Source organism: Parafilimonas sp. (assembly GCF_051953455.1).
In the GTDB taxonomy this organism is placed as follows: domain Bacteria; phylum Bacteroidota; class Bacteroidia; order Chitinophagales; family Chitinophagaceae; genus Parafilimonas.
On record NZ_JBQCIT010000050.1, the window covers coordinates 1 to 20,679 of the forward strand.

15 protein-coding genes and 1 tRNA gene are annotated in these 20,679 nt (G+C 42.9%); 8 read left to right on the forward strand and 8 right to left on the reverse strand.

The window, feature by feature from the left end; translation table 11 throughout:
• From ACTHN6_RS17620 to ACTHN6_RS17635, 4 genes are all read right to left on the reverse strand, one after another.
• On the reverse strand, positions 1 to 1,043 hold a 1,043-nt coding region (locus ACTHN6_RS17620; RefSeq protein ID WP_440437096.1), incomplete at its 3' end, for a c-type cytochrome domain-containing protein.
• 162 nt (positions 1,044 to 1,205) lie between these two features.
• A complete protein-coding gene (locus tag ACTHN6_RS17625) occupies positions 1,206 to 2,234 on the reverse strand; it encodes a 6-bladed beta-propeller (RefSeq protein WP_440437097.1) in 1,029 nt (342 codons plus the stop codon).
• A gap of 72 nt (positions 2,235 to 2,306) precedes the next feature.
• Entirely contained in the window at positions 2,307 to 3,752 is a 1,446-nt protein-coding gene (locus tag ACTHN6_RS17630) for a DUF1501 domain-containing protein (protein ID WP_440437098.1), read from the reverse strand.
• 140 nt (positions 3,753 to 3,892) lie between these two features.
• Complete coding sequence (locus tag ACTHN6_RS17635; RefSeq protein ID WP_440437099.1) at positions 3,893 to 6,208, reverse strand: PSD1 and planctomycete cytochrome C domain-containing protein; 2,316 nt, start codon at positions 6,206 to 6,208, stop codon at positions 3,893 to 3,895.
• Between the two features lie 300 nt (positions 6,209 to 6,508).
• Between ACTHN6_RS17635 and ACTHN6_RS17640 the strand changes: the two genes are divergently transcribed.
• On the forward strand, positions 6,509 to 6,952 hold the full coding sequence (locus ACTHN6_RS17640; protein ID WP_440437100.1) for a response regulator: 444 nt from the start codon (positions 6,509 to 6,511) through the stop codon (positions 6,950 to 6,952).
• Positions 6,953 to 7,032: 80 nt separating this feature from the next.
• Here ACTHN6_RS17640 and ACTHN6_RS17645 read toward each other — a convergent pair whose 3' ends face one another.
• Entirely contained in the window at positions 7,033 to 8,913 is a 1,881-nt protein-coding gene (locus ACTHN6_RS17645; protein ID WP_440437101.1) for a lectin-like domain-containing protein, read from the reverse strand.
• Between the two features lie 145 nt (positions 8,914 to 9,058).
• Between ACTHN6_RS17645 and ACTHN6_RS17650 the strand changes: the two genes are divergently transcribed.
• The 4 genes from ACTHN6_RS17650 to ACTHN6_RS17665 all read left to right on the forward strand — a co-directional run bounded on the left by ACTHN6_RS17650 (position 9,059) and on the right by ACTHN6_RS17665 (position 12,058).
• On the forward strand, positions 9,059 to 9,301 hold the full coding sequence (locus ACTHN6_RS17650; RefSeq protein ID WP_440437102.1) for a KTSC domain-containing protein: 243 nt from the start codon (positions 9,059 to 9,061) through the stop codon (positions 9,299 to 9,301).
• A 61-nt stretch (positions 9,302 to 9,362) separates the two neighbouring features.
• A complete protein-coding gene (cmoA, locus tag ACTHN6_RS17655; RefSeq protein WP_440437103.1) occupies positions 9,363 to 10,091 on the forward strand; it encodes a carboxy-S-adenosyl-L-methionine synthase CmoA in 729 nt (242 codons plus the stop codon).
• Between the two features lies 1 nt (position 10,092).
• The gene (locus ACTHN6_RS17660) at positions 10,093 to 10,818 is read left to right on the forward strand and encodes a methyltransferase family protein (protein ID WP_440437104.1); all 726 of its coding nucleotides are present in this window, start codon (positions 10,093 to 10,095) and stop codon (positions 10,816 to 10,818) included.
• Positions 10,819 to 10,858: 40 nt separating this feature from the next.
• A complete protein-coding gene (locus ACTHN6_RS17665; RefSeq protein ID WP_440437105.1) occupies positions 10,859 to 12,058 on the forward strand; it encodes a pyridoxal phosphate-dependent aminotransferase in 1,200 nt (399 codons plus the stop codon).
• 1 nt (position 12,059) lies between these two features.
• Here the strand turns inward: ACTHN6_RS17665 and ACTHN6_RS17670 are convergent, their stop codons facing one another.
• Positions 12,060 to 14,600: a PKD domain-containing protein gene (locus ACTHN6_RS17670; RefSeq protein WP_440437106.1), complete on the reverse strand. Its 2,541-nt coding sequence runs from the start codon at positions 14,598 to 14,600 to the stop codon at positions 12,060 to 12,062.
• 206 nt (positions 14,601 to 14,806) lie between these two features.
• Here ACTHN6_RS17670 and ACTHN6_RS17675 point away from each other — a divergent pair.
• From ACTHN6_RS17675 to ACTHN6_RS17685, 3 genes are all read left to right on the forward strand, one after another.
• Positions 14,807 to 14,880, forward strand: a tRNA-Met gene (locus ACTHN6_RS17675).
• Between the two features lie 193 nt (positions 14,881 to 15,073).
• Positions 15,074 to 15,493 carry a hypothetical protein gene (locus tag ACTHN6_RS17680; RefSeq protein ID WP_440437107.1) on the forward strand — a complete coding sequence of 140 codons (420 nt, stop codon included), beginning with the start codon at positions 15,074 to 15,076 and terminating at the stop codon, positions 15,491 to 15,493.
• Positions 15,462 to 17,993: a metallophosphoesterase gene (locus ACTHN6_RS17685; RefSeq protein ID WP_440437108.1), complete on the forward strand. Its 2,532-nt coding sequence runs from the start codon at positions 15,462 to 15,464 to the stop codon at positions 17,991 to 17,993. Before ACTHN6_RS17680 ends, ACTHN6_RS17685 begins: the two co-directional genes overlap by 32 nt.
• A gap of 143 nt (positions 17,994 to 18,136) precedes the next feature.
• On the opposite strand, the gene ACTHN6_RS17690 is transcribed toward ACTHN6_RS17685, so the two are convergent.
• Together ACTHN6_RS17690 and ACTHN6_RS17695 are read right to left on the reverse strand one after the other, a co-directional pair.
• The gene (locus ACTHN6_RS17690) at positions 18,137 to 19,060 is read right to left on the reverse strand and encodes an alpha/beta hydrolase (protein WP_440437109.1); all 924 of its coding nucleotides are present in this window, start codon (positions 19,058 to 19,060) and stop codon (positions 18,137 to 18,139) included.
• A gap of 33 nt (positions 19,061 to 19,093) precedes the next feature.
• Positions 19,094 to 20,653 (reverse strand): glycoside hydrolase family 10 protein, encoded by a 1,560-nt coding sequence (locus ACTHN6_RS17695; RefSeq protein ID WP_440437110.1) that lies wholly within the window; start codon positions 20,651 to 20,653, stop codon positions 19,094 to 19,096.
• Positions 20,654 to 20,679: the final 26 nt, after the last annotated feature.

Sequence of the window (20,679 nt, forward strand, 5' to 3'; positions counted from 1 at the left end):
TAAAAAGGCTTGTTATAAAAGTTTACAACAAGGGCAGGCGATTCCATGGCAACCGGTGTAATCACGCGGTTATTATTGCTGAGTTTGACAATCTGTTTTTCATCAGCCGCGGCAAAATCATATACTTCATCTGATGATTGTTTCAGCACTTTTGATGCAAGTATGCGCAAGGTATCCGTAACAGGTAAATCCGTTACTTTTTTATCGAATTCGGCGCCGCTCTTTATCCATTCATATAAAATGCCCGATTCCTCATCCGTTAACTGCGGCTTACCTTTCGGCGGCATGTGCTCTTTTGCTTCTTCGGGCAAATGAATGCGCTGCATCAGTAAACCAAGATCGGCTTTTGCAGTGTCCCAGAGCTTACCATTTTTACCACCCTTCAATAATAAATCTTTTGTCTCCATTACCAGTTCGCCTTTGGCTTTTTTACTATTGTGGCAGCCCATGCATTTATCTTCAAGAATGGGCTCCACCAGGTCAGCATACACAAAGGCATCTTCCAGGCTTACCTGTGGCTTTGTATGTGCTGGCGTTACGGGCGCTAATACAAAGTTGTCGCCGTGTGTAATATTGGCGCCGAGATGACCAGCCCAGATAATAAGCGCTGCTGTGCATGCCACGGGAATATTTAACAATGCAGGATTTGATTTAAAAATATTGCGTAAAAAATAAATTGACACAAGTAAGAACGAGGTTATCGACCCTGTGTATTTATGCAGTGCAATGTTATCTGCATCATAACCCGCTTCACGGGATAATAACAACCCTGCCAGCGCCGTTATCACGGCCATAAAAGCAGCAGTAAGCAAGAGCCATCCGCTGAGATCAATGAACCATGGATCTGCCTTTGTTTTCTTAGGTATTATTAAAGTGATGGCAAAATATATAAGTACTAATACAATTGGAAAATGCAGTATTACAGGATGCAGCCTGCCTGCCACCTGCAGCCATAACGGCACAATAAGCTTATCATCAAAAATTAAAAAGAGAAGCAGTAAAGAATTTAATGGTATCAGTAAAGTGGCGAGTATATTTTTCATGCCCCAACCCTAAAGGGAGTTATGTAAGGCCCAACCCTAAAAGACATAGTTTTTATTAGTGTTGAGACGAAAATTTATTTACGAATTGTCTGTCAGTAAACGTGGTTGATATTTCACGCTGTGCCTTTCTCCCTTTAGGGTTGGGGCGTGGCAGGGCTTGCCTCACACCCTCTTTAATTTATAAGGATATACTTTGCCCGAAGCCCACTGCGCTACATATAAATTATGGTCTTTGTCAACACACACATCATGCGGATGCACAAATATTTTATCGGTCTGGCTCATTGGTTGCAAAACACCATCAGTATAGGTTGGCTCGCTGCCGCCGATATTGCTGATGACTTTATTATTTTTATCCAGTATGGTTACAAAGCCGGAGCTTTCTTTATTCATATCCGGCGAACGCAGTACGGCTGCATATAAATGATCGCCCTGAATTACCGGCCTGCAAACGCAGGCACCGGGCAGTTTAATTACTTCGAGCAGTTTGCCATCCTTCGTAAAACGTTTAAAGCAGTTGCGTGTTCTGTCGGTTACCAGCAGCATATTGTTATCAATCCTTGTATCGAAACAAATCCCGTGAGCATTATCCAGATGCTCATCGCCGTCACCACGGCCGCCAAAATAATTTTTCAGCTTACCCTTCTGATCATACTGCAACACATATTGTGCGCCATAACCATCAGCAATAAAAATATCACCGTTGCTATCAATAATGGTTTCTGTTGGCACAAATTCCTCTTGTTTTTTATAAATGCAATTGGCCTCCATCGGAGCATCTATTGTAAGTAAAATTTTGCCGTCCATCGTGGCTTTATATACCTGGTGCTTTACCGTATCGGTAATGTATAAATACTCGGTACCGTTCTCGTTATGCAAGGTTAATCCATGGCCGCCGGGAAAATCATGTCCCCACACATCCAGCAGTTTACCTTTTGTATCGTAGATTAAAATATTGTTTTTGGTTTCATTTGTGAGAAGGATGATGCGGCCCTGTTTATCCTGCACCATTTCGTGGCAGTCATTCACAGGATATTTTGATGCATCGGCCTGGCTCCAGTGCATATCAAGCGTATATAACATATTATTGTAGCCATATACTTTCTCTTTATTTTTTGCAAACAGGTCGTGCATAATCAGCAGGCTTCCGGCAGTCAATGATGCATGTTGTACAAATTTTCTTCGATTCATATTTTAATCAGTTATTTTATAAAGCATTCGTTTAACCAAGAAGGCATAGAGCTATGGTGCTGCATAAATTTATTAAGCCATAATATCCTTCACAACAGTTCCGGCTACATCTGTCAATCTGTATCGCCTGCCCAAATGCCGGAAAGTTAGTTTTTCATGATCAATGCCCATCAGGGCTAAAATGGTTGCATGAAAATCATGCACATGCACCGGGTTCTGCGCAATGTTATAACCAAAATCATCTGTTTCGCCATACACGCCCGGCTTTATACCACCGCCCGCCATCCAAACCGTAAAGCAGCGTGGGTGATGATCTCGGCCATAATTGTCTTTTGTCAGCAATCCCTGGCAATAATTAGTGCGGCCAAATTCGCCGCCCCAAATCACTAATGTTTCATCTAATAAACCGCGTTGTTTTAAATCTGTTATCAATGCAGCGCTTGATTGATCAACATCTTTACACTGGCCTTTAATTTCATTCGGAAGATTGCCATGCGCGTCCCATCCCTGATGATATAATTGTACGAAGCGCACACCATTTTCGCTCAGCTTTCTTGCCAGCAAACAGTTAGCAGCAAATGTGCCGGGCACCAGGCAATCAGGGCCGTATAACTTAATAATGCTTTCCGGTTCCTTGCTCATATCGGTTATTTCAGGAACGGCGGTTTGCATACGATAAGCCATTTCGTATTGCTGTATGCGGGTATTAATTTCGGGGTCGCCAAATTCTTTGTAAGAAGCTTCGTTTAATTCGGCAAGTTTATCCAGCATAAGCCTGCGGTCTGTTTTATTCATGCCATCAGGATTGTTGAGATACAGTACCGGGCTGTCGCCGCTGCTGAACTGAACACCCTGGTGAATGGAATCTAAGAACCCATTTGACCACAACTTTGAATATACACCCTGGCCGTTTCCTTTGCCTTTTGACAACAGCACGCAGAATGCAGGCAGGTTTTTGTTTTCACTGCCCAGGCCGTAACTCAGCCAGGCACCCATGCTTGGGCGGTTGCCCACCTGCGCGCCGGTTTGAAAGAAGGTTAATGCCGGGTCATGATTAATGGCTTCGGTGTATAGACTTTTTACTATGCAGAGGTCATCTACAACGCCGGCAGTATAAGGCAGCAGTTCGCTTATCCAAGCCTTTGCCTGGCCATATTGATTGAATTGAAAGTAAGTGCCGGCCAGCGGGAATTTTTTCTGATCGGCTGTCATGCCGGTTAAGCGCTGGCCCATGCGTATGCTGGCGGGCAAATCTTCGCCGTGCATTTTTTGAAGCAGCGGTTTATAATCAAACAAATCAAGCTGCGACGGGGCGCCATTTTGAAAAAGATAAATGATGCGCTTTGCTTTTGGGGCAAACTGTGCAAGGCCGGTAATGGCGGCCTCTTCATCGTTTTTACTGAACAGGTCAGGAATAAGTAATGAACCTAACGCCACGCTGCCAATACCAAGGCTTAGCCTTGATAAAAACCGGCGGCGGTTCATGCTCAGCCTGCGTTCAAGAATTTCTTTTTCCATGATAGTGACCTTTCCAAACTTCGGCCCATCTAAATCTTCCCAAAGGGAAGACTTTTGGAGCGTTTATAATTAAAAATGCTTACTTTTTATAATGCTGTTGCCTTTTTTGCCCTTCTTTGGGAAGGGTTTGGGATGGGCCGCTACTTTGTTATTGCCTCATCCAGATTATACATCATCTCAATTGTCTTCATCAATGCTGCGGTTGCATTCTTATCTGCTTTATCATCCTGTGCATATTCACCCTGCATTAATGTTGTATCCGCACTTAATTTGTTTTGTTTGAATGACTGCAATTGTTCATCATAAAAACTTTTCAGGATCTTCATTTCCTTATCATCCGGTTTGCGGCAAATGATCAGCCTGAAGGCTTTCGTTAAATTATACTCTTCATCTTTCTTTTCTTCCATTAATTTCTGCGACAGCACACGGCTTGCTTCCAACACTGTTGGATCGTTCATCATAATCAACGCCTGCAGCGGCGTATTTGTTTTTAATCTTTTTACTTCGCACTGATCGCGGTTGCTCGCATCAAAAATTACCATTGAAGGCGGCGGCACTGTAAGCTTGATAAATGTGTAAATGCCACGGCGGTATAATGAATCTCCGTGATCCTGTTTATAAGTCGCCAATACACCGCGGCCCGAAGTTGCCTGTTCCCAAAGACCTTTCGGCTGGTAAGGCTTTACGCTTGGCCCGCCAATTGTTCGCACTAATAATCCGCTGCTCGATAAAACCATATCCCTTATTAATTCAGCCGGTAAACGAAACCGCGGGCCCCTTGATAAATAAGCGTTCTCCGGGTCAGCTTCAATTTTTTCTTTTGAAGCAACTGCAGACTGGCGATAAGCTGCGCTCATTACCATTTGTTTTACCAGTCGTTTGATATCCCAGCCGTGTTCCATAAAGTCAACGGCCAGCCAATCCAGCAATTCCGGGTGCGTGGGCAAATCGCCCTGCATACCAAAATCACCGGAAGATTTTATAATACCACGGCCAAAGAATTCCTGCCATAACTGGTTTACAAAAACCCGCCCTGTTAACGGGTTGTTTTTATTCACCGTCCATGCTGCAAGCCCGAGACGGTTACGCGGATATTGAACGGTATCAAACCCCATTACTGCAGGCAAAGCAGCAGGCAGCACCTGGTAAGTTGGACGGTCGTAAACGCCACGATCCAGTACGTATGTTTTACGCAGTGTATCCTGTTCGCCCATTACGGAAACCATCAGTGTTGATGTATCTGCATCATTAATAAATGTAAGAAGCTGCTTACGGTCGGTATCTGAAATGGTAAGCACAGGCATTTTTGCAGGTTTTGATACGCCTACGTCCCCTTCATAACCCACCTCTTTTGTATTGTTGAAAAAAGCAAACAGCGAATAATAATCTTTCTGGCTAAAAGGATCATATTTATGGTCGTGGCATTGGGCACATTCAACCGTTAAACCCATAATGCCTGTACTGTATGTTTTTGTTTTATCAATGATATACCCAATGCGGTATTCTTCCGGTATTACACCGCCTTCTTCCGTGTATTTATGGTTACGGAAAAAACCGGTGGCCAGTATTTCTTCTTTATTGGCATTGGGCAGCATATCCCCGGCTATCTGCCAGGTGAGAAAAGTATTGTAAGGCAGGTTTTCGTTAAACGCATGAATCACCCAATCCCGCCAGGGCCATTGTGTGCGGATGTTATCATCCTGGTAACCATAGCTGTCTGCATAGCGCGCCACATCCAGCCAATGCATGGCCATCTTCTCTCCATAAGCATTGCTTTGCAGTAAACGGTCAACCGCTTTTTCATAAGCGCCGGGGCTTTTATCATTCAGGAAATCTTCCATTGCCTGCAATGATGGTGGCAAGCCGGTTATATCTTCTGTAACGCGTTTTAATAAACGTTCCTTATCTGCTTCTTCATTCGGTCTTAGTCCCTTCGATTGCATTTTGGAGAGAATGAAATAATCAATCTCGTTCTTCGGCCATTTTTCATCCTTTACTTTTGGTAAAGGCGATTTTTGGGGAGCTACAAAAGCCCAGTGGCGTTCGTATTTTGCGCCTTGTTTTATCCATTTTTTAAACAGGGCGATTTCATGTTCGTTTAATGTTCCCAAATGCGATTCTGGCAATGGCATCAGATAAGTTGGATCGGTTGATGAGATGCGTTTAATCAGTTCACTTTCTTCCGGTTTTCCCGGTACTATAGCAAAAGCACCTTTCGTTTCTTTTAATGGTGCATAAGCTGAATCTGCAATGTCTAACCTTAAAGATGCCTGCCGTTTATTGGCATCAGGCCCATGACAAATAAAGCATTTATCAGAGAGGATGGGACGTATATCAAAATTATAGCTAACCGTTTCCGGCAAAGCATCGCCGCTGCTGTGTGTAGTATTACAGGCATTTATAACAAAAACGCAAATGACAATACAGGCAAATAATGTAAGTAATCGTGAAAGCATTGGCTTAATCGTAGAGATGCAATATACAAATTAGAAATAAACCGTTGCTCATATTAATGTTGATGAACGTTGTGCCGGGCTGGCAGCTATCGTAAAGATGCATAACAATGCTTACGCATCACAGTTCTTAAATTTTCAATAAATGCTTTTTTGCAGTTTTATTTCACGCAACATAAATTAGCGCATTAATACAACCGTGCCTGGCGCAATCAGTTTCACCGCTGTCATATTTGCCGTAATAAACATAATTTTAAAAAACTGTTGTAATCGCATTTTAAAAAAAAAATTCGATTTTTGCTTATGAACAAAAAAGGAGAAATCATCCTGATTGAAGATGACCCGGACGACCAGGAACTTTTTCAACGTGCTTACGAGGAACTGGGGATACAAAACCCGTTGGTTATTTTAAAAAACGGACGCGAGGCATTTGACTACTTCAACAATAAGAATAAAGACCTCTTTCTTATTATATCAGATATTAATATGCCGTTGATGTCAGGCATTGAGTTAAGAGACAAAATGCAGCAGGTGGGTGAAATAAGATTACGGACTATACCTTTTTTATTTCTTACAACAGGCACACCATCACAAAACGTATTATATTCCTATACGCATTCCATTCAGGGTTTTTTTTTAAAACCAACCAGTTTTGTAAAATTGAAAAATATTATACAACATGTAGTTGACTACTGGACAACCTGTACGGAACCTGTTTTTTCTAACAAACCACCCCGGATATTTTAATTGTGTTGTAAACGCTGATAGGTTTTTACATGAAACGGCATACTTGCGCTGAAAAAAAATATTAAATCAAAAAAAAACCTTCATCGTATCAATACAACCGTGCCTTGTTTGGTAAATGGTGCCCCTGCATTTGTTTTGCCTGCAATCATCCACACATAAGTGCCGGTGGGCTGTGGTATGCCGCTTAAATTACCATCCCAGGCGGCAGAAAAACTTTGAGAGGTGTAAACCACCTGGCCCCAGCGGTTCAATATCCTGAAATAAAATATCTCCTTAATGCCCACGGGTGTAATCTTAAACTTATCGTTCAGTCCATCGCCGTTGGGCGTAAAGGCAGTGGGGATATATATTTCAGGCCCTTTAAAAACCTTTACATGCACTATATCGCTGGTGGCACATCCTATAGCCGTGGTGGTGGTAAGGGTGTAGGTCATGTCTTCATACAAAATGGCTGTGGGGTTGGCAATGTGGCTATTATTTAACCCCGTGGGCGGCGACCATGAATACATTTCGCCACCACTGCCCTGCAGTTGAAAAGGGGAGCCAAGCATAACCGTGGTATCGCGTCCGGCATTGGCGGCAGAGCCATACACCCGCACAGCTTTCATAACCGTATCGGTAGTACAGCCATTGGCAGCCTGTGCCGCAAGCGCCGCCGTATAAGTGCCGCCGCTTGCATAGGTATGAATGGCAACCGGCTCTTCGGAAAAAGTATTGTCGCCAAAATCCCATAGCCATTTATTTATCACAATACCGGGGCTGTTATTCTTTGCCATAAAAGTTATGGGAATATTGCTGCAGGTATCTGTTTTTGTAAAATCTATTCGCGGCGCCGTGCCCACTGTAAAAGTTTGCACAGCCGTATCGGAAGGGCAGTTTTCCCTGGTATTTACAAACAGTTTTACGGTATAAGTGCCGGCCTGGTAATGCACCGGCGGCGGGTTTTGCAAAGAAGAAGTGCTGCCATTGCCTAAATCCCAATACCAGTAATTCCTGGTGCCGCCGTTTAAAACGCTGGCATCTGTAAAAACCACAGTATCGTTTGTGCAAATGGGGGTTGCGCTGGCAGCAAAATCCGCTTTTGGATAAGCGCCCACCGTGAGGGTTTGGGCAAAAGTATCAGAGAGGCAGCCATCGCCGCCCTTAACGTTTAAAGTAACATTATAAACGCCTGGCTGTTCATACGCATGCGCCGGGGGATCTTTCAAATTTGAAGTGGTGCCATCGCCAAAATCCCAATACCAGTTGCTGATATTTCCATACGAAGTTGAGCTATCGGTAAAGCTGAAAGGTGTGCCAACGCAACTGTTGTTATGCGCCGCCAAAGCAAATTTGGATTCAAGCGGCACGCAAACTTTCTGGATATTGAAATTGGTGCCGGTGCCGGCGGTGAAGCCCCAATATACAAGCGGGTTATTATTAAAAATATCCTGCACAATGTTTTTGGTGAGGGAAAGCCGCAGGTGGCCATCCACGCTTACTTCCATTAAATTATTTGCCGGCTCCCAGTTTATTGCCAGCACATGCCATTGGCAGTCTTCAATATTAACACTGTCGGGTAAAACGGCAACAGGCCCGGCGAGGTTATAAATTGAATGATGGAAAGTGTTTCCATCAGATTGTATGGCGATATGATCATAATCGGGATCATCCTGAACACCATTCATGTAAGTGTCTATGGTTATGCCCACCGAAGGTGTCAGGCCTTCGTATCCAAGCCCTGCCCCTTCGTTGCCAACACCTGCAGGAGAGGTTTGGAGCACGAAAGAAATTCCGTCGGCGCCGCCCGCATCATCACAGCCCAGAAAAACATTGAAAGCATAATTAAATGGTTGGGAAAGGTCTGCCTGATTTTTATTCCACACAGCGCCCGCCGTGAAGTTATTTTCACTGGTTAAAGTATAGCAACCACAATCGTCTTGTATGGCGGAGCCAGCAAGTTCGTACGGATTTTGTGCCAAAACCCCTGCATTTAAAAGCAATAGGGAAATGAATAATACAGGGAGGGGTTTAAATTTTATTCTTCCAATCAAAGCATTGCAATTTATTTATTTAGCGGCAACTGCATCAATTCCGGTATAATTTTTAAATTATTTATAATCAGGTATGAAAAAATCATTCCACAATAACACTATTCATTTAAATTCTGAGGCTTTAAAAAGTATAAGCTACGATGAAGATACACATATACTGGAAGCAACGTTTTCCAACAACAGGACTTATCAGTATATAAAAATGCCAAAAAGGGTGTGGAAAGATTTTTTAAAAACAATTACTGCAGGCAAATCTGCAGGTGCATTCATCAATAAAAGAATAAAGCCATTTTACAAATACGTTGAAATTAGCTGAAAAATGTGTTATCATTCAATACTTTTGCGCAATGGCAACACAAATATTGCCATCTTAAGTTATGAGCCAGGACCAGGTTTTTAAAGATGAAATTAAAAAGGCTTCCGATTTTAAGTTCGGTGCCACTGTAGCCAATGTTTTTGATGATATGGTAAACAGGTCGGTGCCTTACTATGGCGAAATGCAGCGCATGACCGCGGAACTGGCTGCAGATCATGCAAAAGAAGGCAGTTATGTGTATGACCTCGGCTGCTCAACCGGCACTACCATGATAGGCATGAATACGCTGGTGCCTGAAAACATTGAGTTTATTGGTGTGGACGATTCTAACCAAATGCTTGAAAAATGCGACAGTAAACTAAAAGAGGCCGGTTTTACAAGAAAATACCAACTGGTAAATGCCGATTTGAACCAGGGGGTTGAAATTAAAAATGCTTCTGTGGTGGTGCTTTGCCTTACACTTCAGTTTATACGGCCGGTTCACCGGGAGCGGCTGGTTAAAACCATTTATGAAGGCCTGAATAAAGACGGTGTTTTAATATTGATTGAAAAAATACTGGCTGAAGAAAGCAGCTTTAACCGCGACTTTATAAAATATTATTACGATATGAAGCGCCGCCACAACTATAGCGAAATGGAAATTTCGCAAAAGCGGGAGGCACTGGAAAACATTTTAGTTCCTTACAAACTAAGCGAGGATAACCTGCTTTTACGCGAAAGCGGCTTTGCGCATGTGGAAGTATTTTTTAAATGGTATAATTTCGCCGGCCTTATTGCAGTAAAAAGATAATATGGTACAAATAGGCAATTTCTTTTTTAAATACCGCAACTGGCTGTTTATAATTTTTTATGGATTGCTGTTTGTACCAGGCCTTCCGCAATTATTTACCGAGGAAAATTTTGGAAAAAACTATTACTGGTATCCAATAATAATTGGTTTAATCATTACAGTTTTAGGACAGGCGATACGCGGCGCCACCATTGGGCTTGCTTATATAATCCGGGGCGGGAAGAATAAAAAAGTTTACGCAGAAGACCTGGTTACCACGGGTATATTCGCCCATTGCCGCAATCCTTTATACGTGGGCAATATTTTAATGATTACAGGCGTGGGTATATTATCCAATTCGCTTTTGTATGTTGTTATAATGATCCCTTTTTTTCTTTTTATATGGCAGGCAATTGTGCTGGCAGAAGAAAATTTTCTCCGCAATAAATTTGGTGAGCAGTTTATTAACTATTGTGCAAGGGTAAACCGCTGGGTGCCCAGCCTTAAAGGCATCAGCAAAACATTTTCGGGCATGCATTTTAACTGGAAGCGTTATGTTTCCAAAGAACACACAACTACTTTTATATGGCTTGTTGGTATTGTTTTATTGCTGCTGTTCTTTTACCCGCAGCTCACCAATTATGATAGTCATTTACGCAATACCTTGCTCATCATCATCCTCGCGGTTTTACTGGTTATTTACATCTTCATAAGAATAATTAAGAAATCGGGCAGGCTGAACGGATAAATTTTATTGCCTTATCAGTTTTCATTTTTAGGTTTGTGATATGTCTAAGCTCACCATCAGTAAGCGTGGCCGTGAAATGCCGCCATCTCCCATACGAAAGCTTGTGCCTTTTGCCGAAGCAGCGAAAAAGAAAGGCATAAAGGTGTATCATCTTAATATTGGCCAGCCCGATATTGAAACGCCTGAACATGTGCTGGATGCGGTCCGTCAATCAGATTTTAAAATTCTGGAATACAGTCATAGTGCAGGTAATGAAAGTTACCGCCGCAAGCTGGTGGGTTATTACGCCAAGAATGGCATCAGCATCCATCATAATCAAATCATAATCACCACCGGTGGCAGCGAAGCTATTTTGTTTGGCTTTATGGCCTGCATGGATGCCGGCGATGAAGTAATTATTCCCGAACCATATTATGCCAATTATAATGGTTTTGCCGTTTCAGCCGGCGTGAATGTGGTGCCGATAACATCGCACATAGAAAACGGTTTTGCCTTACCGCCCATAGAAGATTTTGAGAAGGTTATTACCAATCGCACAAAAGCCATTGTTGTTTGCAGCCCCAATAATCCTACCGGCTATTTGTATAGTAAAGATGAAATGGAAGTGCTGAAACAAATTGCTTTGAAACACAACCTATATTTATTTGCCGATGAAGCGTACCGGGAATTTTGTTATGAAGATGAGCATTTCAGCGCCATGCAACTGGAAGGCTGTGACGCTAATGTGGTTTTGATGGATACTATAAGCAAACGTTACAGTTGCTGCGGTGCAAGAATAGGCGCATTTATCACACGCAATGAAACAGTATACAATACAGCATTAAAGTTTGCCCAGGCAAGATTAAGCCCGCCAACCTTTGGACAAATTGCCGGAGAAGCAGCTATTGATTTGCCCGATAATTATTTTGATGTAACAAAAGCAGAATACAAAGCCAGGCGGGATTTAATTGTAAAACGATTAAATGCTATTCCGGGTGTTTACTGCCCAAATCCCGGTGGCGCTTTTTACGCAATGGCCAAGCTGCCTATTGATGATTCTGATAAATTCTGCCAGTGGCTCCTGGAAGAATTCAGTTATAATAATCAAACATTGATGCTGGCGCCGGCAACAGGTTTTTACGGCTCAGTTGATTATGGGAAAGATGAAGTAAGGCTTGCCTACGTTTTAAATCTTGAAGCTATAGGCGCAGCTATGGATTGCCTGCAGAAAGCGCTTGAACAATATCCCGGGCGTAAATAAATCAGCGCAGGAGGTTTATGGTTCCTTTTGCATTAATAATGCTGCCATCTACGCATATCAGTTGCATTACATATACGTATGTGCCCAGGTTTTGAATAAGGCCTTTAAACTTTCCATCCCAGCCATAAGCAGCTTCATTGGTAGTGAAATTTACCCTTTCAAAAACCTTCTGTCCCCAGCGGTTAAAAATCATCATGGATTTTACGGTTATCGGCACTTTTGAGTTGGGGTAGAAATAATCGTTTAACCGATCGTTGTTCGGCGTAAAGCTGTTTGGTATAAGAACAAAATTATCAATACACGCCGGGATCATCTGAACAGAATCCGTACTGATGCATCCGAAATTATTACGCACCGTTAAAGTATAGGTTAACGGGCTTCCGAGTGTAACAACCGGGCTTGGGCAATTGAAACAGGAAAGGCCGGTTTGCGGCGACCATTGCCAATTGATAACATCAGCACTTGAGGTTGATTGCAGCGTATAGGTAGAACCCACCGGCAAAGCCACCTGGCTATCGGTAATATCTACAGTAGGTGCAGGATTAACCGTAATATTGATGATAGCCGTATCGGTAAAGCAGCGATTGCTGTCGCTGCCCGAAACTGAATAGGATATATTCCCGGGGGGTGTGGCAATGGGATTGACAATGGCAGCATCGCTTAGCCCGGTAGAAGGAAACCATGAATAACTGCCGGAGCTTGCACCACCTGCAATCAGTTGCAGAGATGACCCAGCGCAAACAGCCGTATCACCGGGTTGTATGCTTACGCGTTCTTTAGGCTGAACGGTTACAACAACGGTATCTGTAGCGAAACAACCTTCCGGCGTTGAGCCTCTCACATAATAATTGGTCGTTGCATTGGGTGTTACTGTTGGTGGTACAGTACAGGGGTTGCAGATAACTGCCTGATCCGTATTCCAGGTATAAGTTGAAGCGCCTGAGGCTGTTAAAACAGCGCTTTTACCTAAACATAATAATGTATCGTTTCCTGCAATAACTGTGGGCGTGGTAAGCAATTGTATTTGCTGTGTTGTCGAATTTACGCAGCCATCGCTATCGGTAACAGTAAGCTTAACATTGTAAAGGCCGGGAAAATCATAATAGTTTAGAGCGGGCCCCTGAACTGAATCTGTCCTGCCATCACCATAACTCCAAATCCATTGCTGTATTGGTGATCCTGATGGCGTTGATTCATCCGAAAAATCTACTTCGGTGAGGGTACACGCGGTATCCGGGAAGGAAAATTTTGGCGTAGCGCCTACAATTGTTATGGGGCTTAAACTAATTGTATCGGTGCAATTATAAATATTGCGGAAAATGGCAACAGGATTAAAATTACCTGCTGTATCATAAACGTGATTTATTGTATCTCGGGTTGGATTATATCCTGTGGAATCGCCGTCACCAAAATACCACCTGAAATCTTTTGCAACATCAGGATCGTATTGTGTAAAACCTAATTGAACAGGATTACCATAGCAGTAAGGCGCTGCAGACAACACATCGGCAACAGGTTTGATCTCTGAAACAAAAACCGTACGGCTTGTGGTATCATAACAAATGCCGTCATCAACTCTAAGCCCTACATTATAGGCGCCCACTGAATCATATGTATGTGGAACTGATCTTAAGGTATCACTTTCGCCATCCCCGAATGACCATTGGTAAGTGGTGTTTGGCGATAAGGTTGCCGAAAAATTAAATGTATAGGGATTCTGACAATCAGGGGTTGCGAATATCCTTCCACCGGGAGCCTTTACATGAATGTAATTATTTTTAAACATCGTGTCCCTGCATCCATTATTGCTGACAATCAACCGCACATCAAACCAGCCTGAATCCTGGTAATGCTGTAAAGGTGAAGGCTCGTCACTTGTTGTTTTATCACCAAAGCTCCATGACCACGATTTAACATTAGCCGAAGATTTATTGGTAAACTGTCTTAGTTCAGAGGCACAGCCATCCCGCGGAGTAGCAGTGAAATTAGCGGTTGGTTGAGTTCCTACATGTATCAGACCTTCTTCTTTAAACTGGCCTACACAGCCGTCCGTTGTTTCAATAGTAAGGGAAACGCCAAATATCTTTGTACCCGTAAAAGTGTGCGTGGGATTTTGCTGGGAAGAAGTGATTCCATCGCCAAAATCCCAGGTGCGGTTTTTAAGCGTTACTCCCGTAAGGCTGGTATTATCAGTAAACTGGACATTTAACGGCGAGCAGCCCGTGGTAACGCCCGTGGTAAATTCAGGTTTGGGAGTTCGAAACACTTTAATATACCCCGTTTTTTCTTCATAATCTTCCTCCAGGTCATTTCTTACAATAAGCCTTACGGTAAAATTACCGCCGGTTGTATAGGTCATTGTTGGATTTCTTTCAGCAGAAGTTTGGCCGTTGCCAAAATCCCAAAACCAGCTTGTTGCCGAACCGGTACTCAGATCGGTAAAACTCACTGTAAGATCGGAGCAGCCGCTGGTAACGGAAGCTGAAAATGCTGCGGTTAACTGCGTCTTTCCCTCAACACTCAACACCAGAAAAATGCCCAACAATAAAATAAAAATGGAATTACGATAGTTAATTTTAATAAGATTGGTTTTTACTAGTTTCAGATTTATTGCAAAAATCCTGCAAATCAATATATATTGGAACATATACTTAAAAAAAAGTAATACTTAAAACGCCCTGAAACAGTTTTTTAGTACCCCGCTTTTTATTTTAATTGATAAAGACTACTTTTGCGCTCCCTAAATAAGGCGGGATAGCTCAGGTGGTTAGAGCGTCGGATTCATAACCCGGAGGTCTCGGGTTCAATTCCCGATCCCGCTACAAGGCCAGAATACTTATCCTGTAAGCATTCTGGCTTTTTTATTTTATGTACTGTATACGATACGAATGGGCTTGCACCAGGCTTTAAACAATAATATCAATGATTAATAATTGATTTACAAAACTTTGTAGTGTTTCAACAGAGTTGGGGAGTTTAAATAATTTCATTAACATTGTTCATAACAAAAATTCTATGAAGGAAAAAATACTTCAAAAGAAAATTGTTGACGTGAGCAATGCAGGAGGTATGCTAATTTTTATTGGCAACCATGAAGTTTTAAATAATGCCAGGCTTGAAATTAGAAATCATCTTCCTTTTTTCTCCAGCTATAACATTAGTCGTATCCTAATTATCACAAATTTCAATACATTAATAAACCATTCACTATCCGGTCTGATATTAGCTTCAGACACTAATCTGCTATATCTGAAGCCAAACATGGTGGGCGAAGACGGTAAAGGGTTAGAGCCTATCTCCCGGCCGGACGTAAATCCGGCTTTTTTGTACAAACTAATCTGCTTTTTCCTGCCTTTTTTAATTCACTATACTCATAATTTCAAAATTCCAAAATTCCAAAAACATGAAACAACCACCGATCATCACTACACGTGACCGAGGACTTTCCTTATGGGAAACCTTTGGAGAGTCACTGCAACGATTTATCCACAAGGATATGAGCACTGCTAAGGTACGGCAGCTGCCTTTTATGCAGGCTATTTATGCGCATGTAGAGGAAACTCAGGGAAAAAAGCTGGCCGGGCTACAGCCGGATGCCGCCCTGCTTGTCGAAAAATCAAAGGCCTTTTACGCGTTGGCGCAAACTACCAGTATTGCTACAAATAATGCCACAACCCTTGCAAAGACAGATGATATAGAGGAAAATAAACTTGCCGCCCGCGACTATAGCGATGACGATCTTGAATGGTGGGTGCTGGCTGGTACGTGGTGGGAATACATGACCATGCAGCAGATTGAACATGCACCTGCCTATCAAGAGGTAGCTGAGTTTCTTTTTAGTGTTAGCCCGGGAGGCGCAGCAGCACTTGCTAGTCAATGGTTTCTTCAAAGCTCTGACGAGAAGATACAAGACATCATTGAATATCGTAAATGGCACGATCAGGGAGCAGGAAAGAACTTTTCTAAAATCGCCTGGACTTTACCCAATGATGCCAAAGTAATTATGCTGGGTGACTGGGGCACGAGCAACGATGATTGCAAACAATTGCTGAAAGCTATATGGCTCCAGGAAGAAAATCCTGCTGCTTTTGTGCACCTGGGTGATATTTATTACTCTGGCTCCAAAGAAGAATGCGATAATAATTTCTACAACATCTTCAGGGATGTTGCGAAGGAACTGGGAAAACAGATGGTGCCTGTATTTACCATTCCCGGCAACCACGAATACTATTCGATGGGTAAAGGATTCTATCACCTGATCGATAAGATGAATGCCAGCAGCAATCAGCGACAAGGCGGGAGCTATTTCTGTCTGCGTACCGCTGATAGTAAATGGCAGTTCCTGGCTATGGATACCGGACAGGATGACAACAATCCTTATGTAACGCATCTGTCCCCCTTTGCCCCACAACTGTTTGGCGACCGGGACAGCGATGGTGAGTTGGCCTGGCACGAGGATAAACTCGATAATTTCAGCGGGCAGACGATCATGATGTCGCACCACCAGTTATTTACACGTGATTCTGAAAATATGATCGACAGTGATGTGGAGCCTTTTTTTAACCGTTACCTGCACGGTTATTTCTCCCGGTATTTTAATAAAATAGCAGCCTGGTACTGGGGGCATGAGCACAGTTTTGCTATTTACCAGGATGGCATTTTCGGGCTGGCAAAAGGCCGCCTGCTGGGCAGCAGCAGCTATGAAGTACCTCAAACTGAGAGCAGCAACGACCGTTATTACCCAATCGTTCCCTATGCCCGGAATAATGTACAGCCACCGGTAGATAATGACGGATTCTTCTATCATGCATGCGCTGTATTTGATTTTAAAAGAACGAACCCATCCGATCCAATCAATGTGAAATATTATTCTTTTCCAAGCTGGGCGCAATACGAAAGCATGCCTTCTAATGCCGCCCTCGCACTGATGCTTTCCGAAGAGATAAGCGCCTCTCCGATGCGTTCTTTCAGCTGGACGGGAAATGATAAAATGGATAATGATATTGTGAGTAATAATACACCATCCCTGCTTCAGAACGGGCACCACCTGTTTATTGCTTTCAATAAAGCGGCCAGCGGCAGCAACAGCAATAATGAGCTGATGATGGCCAGCTATGACCAGAACAATAATGACAATAACTGGAGCAATCCTGTTGCCATATCATCCAATGGTCATACGGTGTTTACTGCCCATGGCCCAAGCCTAACGGTGCATAACGGTACTTATTACCTGATATACGCCGACTCATCAAACAGTAATAAGGTAGGCTTTATCAGCAGCACTGATCTGAAAAACTGGAGCTCACCCAGGTATGTTGTAAGTAACAACCAAACCCGTTCTTCCGGCTCGGCCATATCCTCGGTGTGGATTGGCAATACCTGCTACATAGCTTTCCAGGATACTGCAACCAAGAGCATTACGCTGATCTCTACAGATATGGGCAATGTTAGTACGATCAATGTACCCAATCTTCCATCAGGCCCGGGCACTCCCACATTGGCTGCATCCGGTAGCAACCTGTACCTCTTCTACCGTAAAGACGACAGCAATTCAAGCTATATCTACTGGCAGATATACAACACATCTTCGGGTGTATGGACTAATAAAAAGTGTGTTACGAATAATGGTATTGAGCAGAGTGTGGGTACGCCAAAAGCAACCAGTTCCGTTGCAGCAATTGTAGAAGCGAATGGCGATATTACTATTTTTTACGGCGCGCATAACGTAGATAATCAAAAGACCGTTAACTGGGCAACCTATAGCATCGCTCATGATGTATGGTCAGGTGGGGTATCACTCCCCCGCATGAAAAAGGACAATCAACCGCCTTTCATGCAGAAGTCCCCGGCAGCAATCGCGCTTCCTGGTGGCGGCGCCTATGTGGCTTTTATTAGCCGGTCAGATAATAGTGTAAGATGGGCTTCACGCACATGATTTTTAGCAGGCCTGGTATGGATGTAACAGGTTGGGTCTCCAATATTTACACTATGCAAGCTGGGCAACAGCCTGCTTTATAAAGAGCTGAAAGCATCCTACAAAAAGAGGCGCTCGCCAGCGCCTCTTTTCATTTCCGAAATTTATTTTCCCGGTAAAAGTTTCATGCTTTGCAGCCAGTTTCTGCAGCTTTCCATCCATAACTCATTAGTTGTGGAATTATGCAATCCAAAGCCATGGCCGCCCGCTTTATAAATATGCATTTCGGCAGAAATTTTATTTCGGATTAAAGCTTCATAAAATACAATGCTGTTCATCACAGGCACCGTTTTATCATCCGTTGCATGCACCAAAAATGTTGGCGGCGTTTGTGCGGTTACCTGCAATTCGTTTGAGAAAGAATCAAGTAATGATTTAGACGGGTTTTTACCAATCAACCTGTCCCTTGAGCCAATATGTGCAATACTGTCCTGAAAGCTGATAACAGGATAAATAAAGATAGAAAAATCGGGCCGCAGGTTTATATTATTTGCATTCTCAATATAGCTGTGGGTAAAATGCGTAGCCGCAGTTGAAGCCAGGTGCCCGCCCGCAGAAAATCCCATAATACCTACTTTACCTGCATCCACATTCCACTCTTTTGCATGCATGCGTACCAGTTGAATGGCACGCTGGGCATCCTGCAAGGGGCCGATGGTTTTATTAACCATAACACTGTCTTCAGGCATGCGGTATTTAAGAACAAAGGCAGCCACACCCATTTTATTAAATTCTCTTGCTATAGCAAAACCTTCTTTTACAATAGATGTTATCCAGTAGCCACCACCCGGGCAAATAACCACAGCAGTGCCGGTTGCAATTTTCCTATCAGGTAAAAAAATGGTAAGCGTTGGCTGTGATGTAAAATGAACTATTGTATCGCCACTTTCCCGGGGCTCCCACCATTCTTTAGTGTTATAAGGCTTGCTGTTAGGTACAGCACCATCATATAAATTAATGGTTTGTTGTGCATATAAGGCATGCATAGCAATTGTTGAAATAAATAGGAATAAAGCAAATTTTTTCATGCGCAAAAATTATTCTGGTTTATGCAAATAAAATCAATTTTTAACCTGCCAGCCGTCAGATGTTTTTTCAAGCAGGACAATATTAGACGGAGGGCTTTCATTATTCTCCCGATCAATGCTGGTAACGGCCATATAACAATTATCCCATTCTTTAGGTATAGCAGTGGTTTGAATAACAAATTCAAATTTAAGTGAAGCATCCGCCGGTATTATTATTGCGGGATGATTAGTTATTCCCGCAATTGTTTTTGAGAGGTACACCACAAAATTTTTTATAGGTTCCGTTTCTTCTTTATTAATTCCATCGCCGGAAATGGTTAAGCGCTGGTTTCTTATATTTTCCCCCAAATCTATTTTTAATATATGCGGATGATGCGGCGCTATGGTATCAATCCAGTTCATAGGTGCAATTAATGCAGGTAGCCTGTAATAGTTAAACCGAAGGCTGTCTTGCCACCCGTTTGGGTTATACATTAAAAACTTGCTGCTATAAAAAATACTGCCATTTACATCAGGGTCATCGCGAAGCATTTTTATTTCATCAGGCAATTCATTGGGATTACGCCATGCCGGTGTTGGTCTTTCAATGGCCCTGTAAACACCGTGGCCGATGTATAATTGTTTTCCATAGCTGTTCTCGCTCCACCAGTTAAGCAGCGTTTCATAATCGCAAAGCCTGTGGCCTATTTCCCAATACAACTGTGGCGCAACGTAATCTATCCACCCTTCTTTCAGCCATAGTAAAACATCGGCATATAAATCGTCATAACAGGTTTGCCCGGCTTTCGTATCGCTGCCTCTTGGATCAACTGAGCTATTGCGCCAAACACCAAAGGGGCTTATACCAAATTTTACAAATGGCTTATACATAAGCACAGCATCATGAATCATTTTTACAATACTGTCGCAATTACTGCGCCGCCAGTCGGCCTTGCTTATGCCTTTTCCTCTTGCATATTTAAGATAAGCCTGCGTATCCGGGAAGTCTTTGCCGGGAATTTTATAAGGATAAAAATAATCGTCCATGTGTATGCCATCTATATCATAACGCTTGAGAATATCAATAACAACATCGGTTACATACTTCATGGCTTCCGGAATACCGGGATTAAAATATCGTCTGCCGCCGTACCATACAAACCATTCCGGATGCTGCCGTGTAATATGATTGGCGGCAATAAATGTTGATGGGCTCATAGCCGCCCTATATGGGTTTAGCCATGCATGAAATTCCATGCCGCGTTTATGCGTTTCTTCAATCATGAATGTAAGGGGATCGTAATAAGGTGAGGGGGCAACACCCTGCCTGCCGGTTAAAAATTCGCTCCATGGCTCATATTGGGAAGCATACAATGCGTCGGCAGCGGGCCGTATTTGTACAACCACGGCATTCATGCCGTTCTTTTGCTGCTCGTTAAGGATATTAATGAATTCCTGCTTTTGCTGTTCGGTAGTTAACCCTTTTTTGCTTGGCCAGTCAATATTGGCAACAGATGCAATCCATACGGCACGAAACTCATATTTGGGCTGGCAATAAACCGGTGAAAGATCAAGAAAAAACAGAATCAGTACACAACAAAAGAATCGCATCATCAAACGAAGATATAAGTTGAGCGCTT

Bases quoted from the DNA above. Each gene is read 5' to 3' on its own strand.
- ACTHN6_RS17625 (WP_440437097.1), bottom strand. From the start codon at position 2,234: ATGAATCGAAGAAAATTTGTACAACATGCATCATTGACTGCCGGAAGC.
- ACTHN6_RS17630 (WP_440437098.1), bottom strand. From the start codon at position 3,752: ATGGAAAAAGAAATTCTTGAACGCAGGCTGAGCATGAACCGCCGCCGG.
- ACTHN6_RS17635 (WP_440437099.1), bottom strand. From the start codon at position 6,208: ATGCTTTCACGATTACTTACATTATTTGCCTGTATTGTCATTTGCGTT.
- ACTHN6_RS17640 (WP_440437100.1), top strand. From the start codon at position 6,509: ATGAACAAAAAAGGAGAAATCATCCTGATTGAAGATGACCCGGACGAC.
- ACTHN6_RS17650 (WP_440437102.1), top strand. From the start codon at position 9,059: ATGAAAAAATCATTCCACAATAACACTATTCATTTAAATTCTGAGGCT.
- cmoA (WP_440437103.1), top strand. From the start codon at position 9,363: ATGAGCCAGGACCAGGTTTTTAAAGATGAAATTAAAAAGGCTTCCGAT.
- ACTHN6_RS17660 (WP_440437104.1), top strand. From the start codon at position 10,093: ATGGTACAAATAGGCAATTTCTTTTTTAAATACCGCAACTGGCTGTTT.
- ACTHN6_RS17665 (WP_440437105.1), top strand. From the start codon at position 10,859: ATGTCTAAGCTCACCATCAGTAAGCGTGGCCGTGAAATGCCGCCATCT.
- ACTHN6_RS17680 (WP_440437107.1), top strand. From the start codon at position 15,074: ATGAAGGAAAAAATACTTCAAAAGAAAATTGTTGACGTGAGCAATGCA.
- ACTHN6_RS17685 (WP_440437108.1), top strand. From the start codon at position 15,462: ATGAAACAACCACCGATCATCACTACACGTGACCGAGGACTTTCCTTA.
- ACTHN6_RS17690 (WP_440437109.1), bottom strand. From the start codon at position 19,060: ATGAAAAAATTTGCTTTATTCCTATTTATTTCAACAATTGCTATGCAT.
- ACTHN6_RS17695 (WP_440437110.1), bottom strand. From the start codon at position 20,653: ATGATGCGATTCTTTTGTTGTGTACTGATTCTGTTTTTTCTTGATCTT.